Raw genomic sequence first — 10085 nt, 5'->3', positions numbered from 1 at the left:
CTTCTATCGACTTTGCCTAGGTGGCGGAATTGGTAGACGCGCTGGATTCAAAATCCAGTTTCTTCGGAAGTGCGGGTTCGATTCCCGCCCTAGGTACAAAAGGGTTTTTGCAGATTTGCAAAAACCCTTTTTATTTTGGTCATCATATGTTTTGGAAAGTTTGTCTTTTTTCAATAATATTTAGGGTCAAAACAAACACTCGGCATATTTTTGTGGTTAGAAAAATTGGAGTTAATATTGTGAAAGTGTTTATAAGAAAATCGGTTTTGATTTTACAGAGGCTAAAATTGATCCACGCAAATGAAAGTTAAGTAGGATGGCATTTGCTTTTTTTATGGTAAAGTAATTTGAATGTATCCAGTATAAAACAGCATTGAATATTGTATAAAATTAATAAGCGAGAACAGAACGGACTGAGTTATATTGATATCGTAGCGGAAAGAAATATTTCTGCCGCCACCATATGTTTGAACTGGGGAGCTGCGTTACAAATGTTGACTTTAGAAAGTCTACCTGTCATAGAAGACCTCCATCCATTAGCCTATGAGGATACTTACGCTTCATCTCTACTCTTTCCTTTCGTCAACAGAATTAAAGACGGAGAATACACCTATAAAGGTCTAGGTTATAAATTTGAATGTAACGAAATTGAGAATCATAATGCCTTACATGGGTTGGTGTTTGACAAAACATTTGCTTGTGTCAATTCCGATCTTTCCAACGATCAGGCTTCTGTTACTCTTTCTTATTCACCTACTTCTATAATCAACGCATTTCCTTATCTTTTTGCTCTAGAAGTAACTTATGTTTTGACGCCGAACAGTCTTGAAGTCAAAGTAAAGGTGGAAAATGTAGATACTCAAACATTTCCTTTTACTTTGGGTTGGCACCCTTACTTTTTGAGTGATGATTTGTACAATAGTCGATTAGAGTTTAAGGCAACAAATGAGTATCAGTTTGATGAAAGAATGATTACAAAAGGACACATAAGAAGTCAATTAGAAATGCCTTTTGAAATTAATGACAAAATGTTAGATCATTGTTATGCTCTATCAGATAGTAGTGTTTTATTTGAGACCCCTAAATATAAAATGACCCTAAGTACTTCGGGTCAAGATAATTATTTTCAAATCTATACACCTCCCAAAAAAAACACAATTGCATTAGAACCAGTCACGGGGGTTTCAGACAGTTTCAACAATAAAATAGGATTGAGAGAACTCAAACCAAAAGAGAATTACACCATAAATTGGCGCGTGAGTTTAAATAAGAAATAGATGAACAAGCACAGCTATGGATGCCAAATGGATTCATAAAGAAATAAGAATATTTTCTGAAAACTTTTCTTAAAAACCAGTATTGACTTGTTCGCCAGGTAGAATTAACATCATCAGAGAATATACAGATTACCATGCAGGTTTTGTTTTTCTTGTAGCGATGCGTGACCACTGATCAACTATCTACAATGATTGCCTTAGATAGGAGCGAAACTTGGAGGTTCTCAAGCCCGAAGTTTGTCAGATGGTCAAGTTTCTTAAGAGAGACTGTAAGGGTTTAGTTCGATGTCAATTTAAGATCAATACCATGTACTACTTGCGAAAACCTTTTCTTTGTTTATTTGTCATTTGTTAAGAGTTAATTGATGCATCTCACTATATTTGTTACCAGAATTATAATTCAACGACAATGAACAAAAAAGTTATCTTAATGATTCTTGATGGATGGGGAGTTACTCAGGATCCAAAAGTATCTGCAGTTTTTAATGCAAACACGTCTTATATTGATTCTTTATATCACAAATATCCAAATGCTACTTTACGTACAGATGGAGAATATGTAGGTTTACCTGATGGGCAAATGGGAAATTCTGAAGTTGGACACATGAACTTAGGTGCTGGTAGAATTGTTTATCAGAACTTAACTAAGATTAATATGGCGGTTAGAGATAAAACTTTGGGTCAAGAAAAAGTTTTAATTGACACCTATAAGTATGCAAAAGAAAACAATAAAAAAGTACACCTATTAGGGTTGGTTTCCAATGGAGGAATACATGCACACATAGATCATATCAAAGGATTGCTAGATGTAGCCAAAGAGAATGAAGTAGAAAATTTGTTTTTACATGCGTTTACCGATGGGCGAGATACTGATCCGAAATCTGGAGTTTCTTTCATCAATGAAATAGAACAATATATGGCATCCACTACCGGTGAATTGGCTTCTATGACAGGTCGTTATTTTGCTATGGATAGAGATAATCGTTGGGAGCGAGTTGCCAAGGCTTATCATGCAGTAGTCAATGCAAAAGGAGTGATGTCTCAAGATGCGACTGCGTCATTACAGGATAATTATGCTGCCGGAATTACGGATGAGTTTTTAGAACCCGTAATCATGACCAATGCTGATGGAACTCCAAAGGCAAAAATTGAGAAAGGAGATGTGGTATTGTTTTTTAATTACAGAACTGATAGAGGTAGAGAGTTAACCAATATGTTATCTCAAAATGACTTCGAGGATCATCAAACTAAAAAATTAGATTTGTATTACACAACAATTACCTTGTATGATGAGACCTTTAAAGGAATCAATGTTATCTATAACAACGATAACATTAAAAACACGATAGGAGAAGTACTGTCTAATGCTGGAAAAAAACAAATTCGAATTGCAGAAACAGAAAAATATCCTCACGTGACTTTCTTTTTCTCTGGAGGTCAAGAAGATCCATTTGAGGGAGAATCTCGGATATTAAGAAACTCACCAAAAGTAGCGACGTATGATTTAAAACCGGAAATGAGTGCTTATGAATTAAAAGATGCACTTTGTGAAGATTTAAAGATAGGTGAAGCTGATTTTGTGTGTTTGAATTTTGCCAATGGTGATATGGTAGGACATACGGGAATTATGGATGCTGCTATTAAAGCTTGTGAGGCTGTAGATGATTGTGCAAAAGCAGTGATTGAAACAGGTTTAGAGAACGGCTATTCTACCTTGGTCATTGCAGATCACGGTAATTGTGAAGTGATGATGAATCCTGATGGGTCACCAAATACGGCACATACTACGAACCCAGTTCCAATGATATTGATAGATGAAAGCATCAAGGAAATTAAAGATGGTGTGTTGGGAGATGTAGCACCAACAATTTTAAAGATGATTGGTGTTGCTCAACCAGAAGACATGACAAGATTTCCTCTAGTTTAAGATTGTTAAAGATTTTTTAAATAAAGCCCAATAGTTTATCTGTTGGGTTTTTACATTAAAAGGGTAAAAGTTAGAATAGAAGATCAATCAAGTCCTCAATTTTAGAAGTTTTAACAATCTCAATATGACTTTCTTTTTGGGAGACTTTACAGAATTTAGAAACAAATATTTTTTCAAAACCTAGTTTTTCGGCTTCACTAATTCTCTGTTCTACTTTGTTGATAGGTCTTATTTCTCCTGCCAAACCTACTTCGGCAGCAAAAGCATAGTTTTGAGGAATGGGCTCGTCTTCGTTGCTCGATAAAACGGCAACAATAACAGCCAAATCAATAGCAGGGTCGTCTACAGAAATCCCACCAGTAATGTTTAAAAAAACATCTTTTGCTCCCAGTCTAAAACCAGCTCTTTTTTCCAAGACAGCCAAAATCATGTTTAGGCGTTTAAGATGATAGCCAGTTGCGGAGCGCTGAGGAGTTCCATAAACAGCAGTGCTTACCAACGCTTGGACTTCAATCATCAAGGGTCTCATTCCTTCTAGAGTGGCGGCAATAGCAGTACCACTCAAATCACCCTCTTTTTTTGAGATCAAAATTTCTGATGGATTTTTTACTTCTCGCAAACCACCACTTCGCATTTCAAATATACCCAACTCCTGTGTGGAACCGAATCTGTTTTTTAAAGCTCTTAGAATTCTATAAGAGTGATTTCTATCTCCTTCAAATTGCAAAACGACATCTACCATGTGTTCTAAGATTTTAGGACCAGCAATGCTTCCCTCTTTGTTGATATGACCAATCACTAAGACAGGGATACCGGTCTCTTTGGCAAATTTTATCAATTCGGTTGTCGTTTCTTTGATCTGACTAATTGATCCAGCTGAGCTCTCTACATAGTCTGTGTGTAAGGTTTGAATAGAATCGATAACCATTATTTCGGGTTCTTCTATTTGTATAGACTTAAATATTTTTTGGGTGTTGGTCTCAGTTAAGATCAAACAATCTTCATTCAAGTTTTGAACCCGTTCAGCTCTTAATTTAATTTGTGTTTGACTTTCTTCTCCAGACACATACAAAACTTTGTGTTTCATGCTCAGAGCAACTTGGAGCATAAGTGTAGATTTTCCAATTCCTGGCTCTCCACCCAATAAAATAATTGAACCCGGAACAATTCCACCTCCCAAGACATTGTTAAGTTCAGTGCTGACAGCATTGTATCTGATTTGATCTTGAATTTCTATATCCTTTACTTTGAGTGCAGTATTTGCTTTTCGAGGAGATTTGTCTATTTTCCAGTCTGATTTTTCTTCTTTGGTAATAATTTCCTCTACAATTGTGTTCCATTCTTTACAAGTACTACACTGTCCCATCCATTTCGCATGTTGGGCGCCACAATTCTGACAGAAATATGTTGTTTTAGTTTTTGCCATGATGAAACGTTTTAAAATGGGCCATTGCCGTAAATGTAATAAAAATCAAAGATTATTAGGATTGATGACTTGTATTGTTTAGAATAGGTAATAATAAAAATGAGAGCCCACCAAAAACTATGATTAAAATGGTTTGTGAGGTCCATGCAATCCATCCAAAGCTAGCGCCAACAGTTTCAGGTATGGCGTAGAGCAGTAAGGCTTGCTGTATAACAAAAGGATACGCACCGATACCTCCACTTGTGGTGGCAAAGCTGAAAGTTCCCATGATAAAGCAGATGAGAATGGCGTCTAATCCCAAGTGACTTGTTTCTGGAAAAGCAAACACCACTACGTATAACATCAATACATAAAGTGTCCAGATTGAAAACGTATAGAAAAGATAGCTCCATTTTTTTTCCATACTATAAATAGTTTTTACGCCCTCTACCAACCCTAATAAAAAGGTTCTTACTTTCATGAAAACAGGGTATTTTGATTTCTGAATTGAAATAAATAGTAAGTAGAATCCTGTAGGAAACACGAGTACAACAAAACCGATTAAAATAGGATTGTGTGGGATTTTAGCTATGATTATGTTTTTGATCAAATCATACTGAGCAAAAAAAGCAAGTGCAATTAAAAAAAAGTAGACCAACATATCTGCTAATCTTTCGGCAACAATAGTTCCAAATGTTTTGTCAAAAGGAATCCCTTCATATTGATTTATAATAGCTGCGCGGCTAAATTCTCCTGCTCTGGGGATTCCTAAGTTGACCAAATAAGCGACAAAAACAGCCATGATGTTGTTTTTTAATTTGGTTTGATATCCTAAAGGGTTTAACATAAATTTCCAACGATACGCTCTGCAAAGATGACTTAAGAAAGCTAAGCACAAAGAGCATCCAATCCACCAGTAATTGGCGTTGTAGAAGGAGTTCTGGATTTCATTTAATTCTTCTGTAGTGAATTTTGAAAGTGACAACCAAATTAAAAAAGCACCCAGTAAAAGGGGTAATATTGTTTTTAGTTTTTTTTTGGTGTTCTGTTTCAAGATTAGGTAAGTGTATTGGTGTTTTCGTCAGGAAATACAATAGCCGGACTAAATTGCTTTGCTTCTTCAAATCCCATAAGTCCGTAGGAAATAATAATGATAATATCACCTGGAGCAACACGTCTTGCTGCAGGTCCGTTTAACGTGATTTCACCACTATTTCTTTCTCCAGGAATGATATATGTCTCTAGGCGTTCACCGTTGTTGATGTTTACGATGGACACTTTTTCACCTTCAATCATGTTGGCTGCTTCCATCAAAGCTTTATCAATAGTGATGCTACCAATATAATTTAAATCAGCTCCGGTAACTTTTACTCTGTGTATTTTGGATTTTACTACTTCAATTTGCATGCGGTAAAAATAATTATTTATATCTGAATTTAGGGTAAAACTTTTCTGTTTTTACCCTAAAGAGCGATATTATCTATCAGTCTTGTTTCTCCTGCAAATACCGCAATAAATGCTCGATATTGCTCTTTTGGAAGAAAACAACTAGTCTTCTTGAGGTTCTTTTCTTTTGCGATTGTAAAATATTCTAAAACTAAGTGTGGGTGGTTTTTAAATTGGTTTTCTACCCAGTGGTTAATTTCTTGAGGACTACTATGTCCTTCTTTCATTTCTCTTGCAACGGCAATAGTTTTGTAAATGAAGGGAGCACTTTTTCTTTGCTCTATGGTTAGGCGTCTATTTCTAGAACTACCCGCTAACCCGTCTTCTTCTCTGTGTATTGGGCAGCCAACAATGTTTACGGGTTGTTTAGTAATGTTTACTAATGTTTTGATGATTTGTAATTGCTGGAAATCTTTCTCACCAAAAAAAGCGCTATTTGGTTGAATCACCTCAAAAAGTTTCTTGACTATAGTTCCAACTCCATTAAAGTGATTGTCTCTATATTTACCTTCCATTTCTTTGTCAAGTTCTTCAAAGTCAAACATTTCGGCAGCTTCTTCTTTGGAGTACATTTCTTCGGAAGTTGGAGTAAAGACTAAGTCACAATCTATTCTTTTTAATTTTTCAAGATCTTCCTCTAGCGTTCTAGGGTATTTTTTAAGATCCTCAGCATTGTCAAATTGGGTAGGGTTTACAAAAATACTGACCACAACAATATCATGGTCTTTTTTTGCTTTCTCAATAAGAGACAAGTGCCCTTTATGCAAAGCACCCATTGTGGGTACTAATCCTATGGTAAAGCCTCTGGACTTGAGGTTTCTAAGATGAGAACTAGCTAATTCTTTAGTAGAGAAGACTTTCATTCGTTACAATTGCTTTTAGGCGAATGCAAACTTAGTATAAATACCAATATGTTAGGTATTTTTTCGTATTTTTGCAAAATTATATTCAATAATTGAAAGATTTATGAAGAACAAGAGAGTATTGTATGTTTCGAGTGAGGTAACACCTTATACACCCTTAACAGAAATGTCAGAAATGTCTTTCGAGTCAGCTAAAAAAGCCCATCACAAGGGGGTTCAGACAAGAATTTTTATGCCAAGGTTTGGTTTGATTAATGAAAGGAGACACCAATTACATGAGGTCATTAGACTTTCAGGTATGAATTTAATTGTGAATGATATTGATATGCCTTTGATTATAAAGGTTGCTTCTATTCCTAAAGAAAGAATGCAAGTTTATTTCATTGACAATGAAGAATATTTTAAGAGGAAAGCCACCTTCCTAGATGAAGATGATAATCTTTTTCCTGACAATGATGAAAGAGCTATCTTTTTCGCAAAAGGGGTAGTTGAGACAGTAAAGAAATTAAACTGGGCGCCAGATATTATTCACGTTCATGGTTGGATGGCATGTTTATTGCCACTCTACTTGAAGGAGTATTATAAAGACGATGCTTTGTTTGCAAATACCAAAATTGTTGTTTCTGTTTATGACAATGAATTTGAAGGCGCCCTTGACAAAGGTCTTGCTGAAAAAATTCGTTTTGATGAAATTTCTGAGGAAAAAGCAAAGAGCTTAGAAAATCCAACGTTCTCAAATCTTCTCAAAAGTGCCATTGATCATTCAGATGCGGTGATTAAAGCAAGTAAATTTGTGAGTGATGATCTTGAAGATTACCTGGAAGATCTTGAGAAACCATTCTTAGATTACCAAACAGAGGATACCTTTGCTGAAGCATATTTAGAATTTTATTCTGAAAAAGTTTTAAACTAAAAGCTATATATGAGATTTTTGAACAAAGAATATTACAAAACCATAACAGTTCTGGCTACTATGGTTTTTTTTATGAGTTGTACAAATGAAATTGTAACCACAACAAGTGGGTTGGTTTACAATGATAATTTTGTTATTGATACAGTATATGTTGACCCTGTATTAGAGACAGTTGAAATAGATACGGTAAGAACAAGTTCTTTATCTACTTATCTCTTAGGAACATTTACAGACCCAAAACTTGGGGCTTTAGAAGCTTCCATAGTAAGTCAATTGGTGTCGGAAAACTATCCTGTAAATAGAACTTCAAACGACACCTTAAATGCCATAACAGTATCAAGTGAGGTCAATGCAGTATTAGAGTTTCCGTTGTCCTTTGTTCCAAATCTTGAGGTAACAGATGAATTTACAATAGACAATATAGTCGGAGATATTTCTTCTTCTATTGATATAACTGTATCCACCTTCACAACTTATTTAGAACAAAGAAATGAAGATGCTAAAACCAGGGTATATTACTCAAATGGTAAAAATAATGCAGGAACCAAAGAAGATTTAGGAGAGGAAACAATTCTAGGATCCACAAATTATACGGTTAAGTCTTCTTATACGACTGCAGATAGTTTAGAGTATTCTTTGAAAATTAATTTGGATAGTGATTATTTTGAGGACAGATTAAATGAGTTAGATACTTTAAGTATAGATAATAGCGAAGATTTTATTGGCTTTTTTAAAGGGTTAAAAATAACTGCAGAAAAAAATGGTTCGGGATTTATGTTGCCTTTAAACCTTTCTGATGCAACGTTAAAAGTTAGTTACGTGAATACAACCACAACCAGTGATACCATCTTGATAAACCCAAAAGAATTAGATTTTAATTTTCAAGGGGCAGTTTATGGTTTGTACGAGCACAATCATTTGAACAGTGAAGCGCTTAACAAAACATATGTTCAAGGGGCTGGAGGTTACGAAACGTCTGTAGACATCTCTCATTTTATCACTGAAAATAGTACAGTTTTTCAAGAAGAAAATTGGATGATCAATCAAGCTAAAATTAAAATATATTTAGACGATATTGACAGTCAAACCCTTAGTGATTTTTATATGTATGGAATCAAAGAGGATGGTTCGTTATTAGCTTTACAAGACTACGAAGAACTAGGTGTCGGTCAAGTCAATGGAGTTCTTACTTATGAAGATACAGAAAATCAAATTCATCCATATATCGAATTTTATGTGACAAATTTTATTAACGAAGTTTTGGCTGATGGTGATATCGTAACGTTAAGAATAAAAGCAAGAGAGCCTTCAGAGCAAACGGGGATTGTTCTTTCTTCTTCTGTGCCGAATGGAGCTTTACTGTTGAATGATAGCGATAAATCACCCAAATTAGAAGTCATTTATTCGAAAATTGAAGAATAATTCTTTTTAAATAAAACAAAAAAAACCCAATTCATGTAGAATTGGGTTTTTTTTGTGGGGATGTTTTTTTTACATCATTCCGGGCATTCCACCACCACCCATAGGAGGCATCGCTGGAGTTTCTTCCGGGATATCTATCAGTGTACAAGCAGTTGTCAAAATCATTCCCGAAACAGAAGCTGCGTTTTCTAAAGCAACACGAGTTACTTTTGTAGGGTCAATGATTCCTGCCGCAAACATTTGAACATATTCTTCGGTTTTAGCATTGTAACCATAATCTCCTGTGCCTTCAATCACTTTGGCAACGACCACAGATCCTTCACCTCCTGCATTGCTTACAATTTGTCTTAGAGGTTCTTCAATGGCTCTGTTTACAATAGCAACACCGGTTTTTTCATCACTATTTTCAGTTTCGATGGTTCCTAAGACAGTTTTTGCTCTTACAAGAGCAACTCCTCCTCCAGCAACAATTCCTTCTTCTACAGCAGCCCTAGTCGCGTGCAAAGCATCATCAACTCTATCTTTTTTCTCTTTCATTTCTACTTCAGAGGCAGCACCAACATATAGTACAGCAACTCCACCGGCTAGTTTAGCCAAACGTTCTTGAAGTTTTTCTTTGTCATAGTCTGAGGTAGTGGTTTCTATCTGAGCTTTAATTTGGTTAACTCTTGCTTGGATAGCATCAGAAGATCCTGCTCCATTTACAATAGTTGTATTGTCTTTATCGATACTGATATTTTCAGCAGTTCCCAAAGCTTCTAATGTTGTGTTTTCTAAAGTTAATCCCATTTCTTCGGAAATCACAGTACCTCCTGTTAAGATAGCAATATCT

The 10085-nt window shown here is 35.4% G+C and carries 9 protein-coding genes and 1 tRNA gene; 5 read left to right on the top strand and 5 right to left on the bottom strand.

Translation table 11 applies throughout. The annotated features are described in order from the left end of the window. Nucleotides 1-14 precede the first annotated feature (14 nt). The 3 genes from ABF281_RS08585 to gpmI all read left to right on the top strand — a co-directional run bounded on the left by ABF281_RS08585 (nt 15) and on the right by gpmI (nt 3204). A tRNA-Leu gene (locus ABF281_RS08585) sits at nt 15-96 on the top strand. A gap of 284 nt (nt 97-380) precedes the next feature. Next, nucleotides 381-1277, top strand: a complete 897-nt coding sequence (locus ABF281_RS08580) for an aldose 1-epimerase (protein ID WP_347181265.1) — start codon at nt 381-383, stop codon at nt 1275-1277. 409 nt (nt 1278-1686) lie between these two features. After that, complete coding sequence (gpmI, locus tag ABF281_RS08575) at nt 1687-3204, top strand: 2,3-bisphosphoglycerate-independent phosphoglycerate mutase (protein WP_347181264.1); 1518 nt, start codon at nt 1687-1689, stop codon at nt 3202-3204. Between the two features lie 70 nt (nt 3205-3274). Here gpmI and radA read toward each other — a convergent pair whose 3' ends face one another. Genes radA through panC form a run of 4 tightly spaced genes read right to left on the bottom strand, consistent with a single transcriptional unit; the run spans nt 3275 to nt 6918 of the window. Continuing rightward, nucleotides 3275-4630 carry a DNA repair protein RadA gene (gene radA, locus ABF281_RS08570; protein WP_347181263.1) on the bottom strand — a complete coding sequence of 452 codons (1356 nt, stop codon included), beginning with the start codon at nt 4628-4630 and terminating at the stop codon, nt 3275-3277. A gap of 55 nt (nt 4631-4685) precedes the next feature. Further along, the gene (locus ABF281_RS08565; RefSeq protein ID WP_347181262.1) at nt 4686-5663 is read right to left on the bottom strand and encodes a lysylphosphatidylglycerol synthase transmembrane domain-containing protein; all 978 of its coding nucleotides are present in this window, start codon (nt 5661-5663) and stop codon (nt 4686-4688) included. A gap of 2 nt (nt 5664-5665) precedes the next feature. Then, nucleotides 5666-6016, bottom strand: coding sequence for an aspartate 1-decarboxylase (panD, locus tag ABF281_RS08560; protein ID WP_347181261.1), 351 nt, complete (start codon nt 6014-6016; stop codon nt 5666-5668). Between the two features lie 56 nt (nt 6017-6072). Then, complete coding sequence (gene panC, locus ABF281_RS08555; RefSeq protein ID WP_347181260.1) at nt 6073-6918, bottom strand: pantoate--beta-alanine ligase; 846 nt, start codon at nt 6916-6918, stop codon at nt 6073-6075. A gap of 103 nt (nt 6919-7021) precedes the next feature. Between panC and ABF281_RS08550 the strand changes: the two genes are divergently transcribed. Next, the gene (locus ABF281_RS08550) at nt 7022-7831 is read left to right on the top strand and encodes a glycogen/starch synthase (RefSeq protein ID WP_347181259.1); all 810 of its coding nucleotides are present in this window, start codon (nt 7022-7024) and stop codon (nt 7829-7831) included. A gap of 9 nt (nt 7832-7840) precedes the next feature. Continuing rightward, nucleotides 7841-9253 carry a DUF4270 family protein gene (locus ABF281_RS08545; RefSeq protein WP_347181258.1) on the top strand — a complete coding sequence of 471 codons (1413 nt, stop codon included), beginning with the start codon at nt 7841-7843 and terminating at the stop codon, nt 9251-9253. Nucleotides 9254-9322: 69 nt separating this feature from the next. Here the strand turns inward: ABF281_RS08545 and ABF281_RS08540 are convergent. Further along, the coding region (locus ABF281_RS08540; RefSeq protein WP_347181257.1) for a TCP-1/cpn60 chaperonin family protein at nt 9323-10085 on the bottom strand (763 nt) is incomplete at its 5' end.

The sequence above is a fragment of the Wenyingzhuangia sp. genome (assembly GCF_039768515.1).
GTDB lineage: Bacteria > Bacteroidota > Bacteroidia > Flavobacteriales > Flavobacteriaceae > Wenyingzhuangia.
The sequence above is the reverse complement of the archived record's forward strand: the minus strand, read 5'-3'. Positions and strand labels throughout refer to the sequence as shown.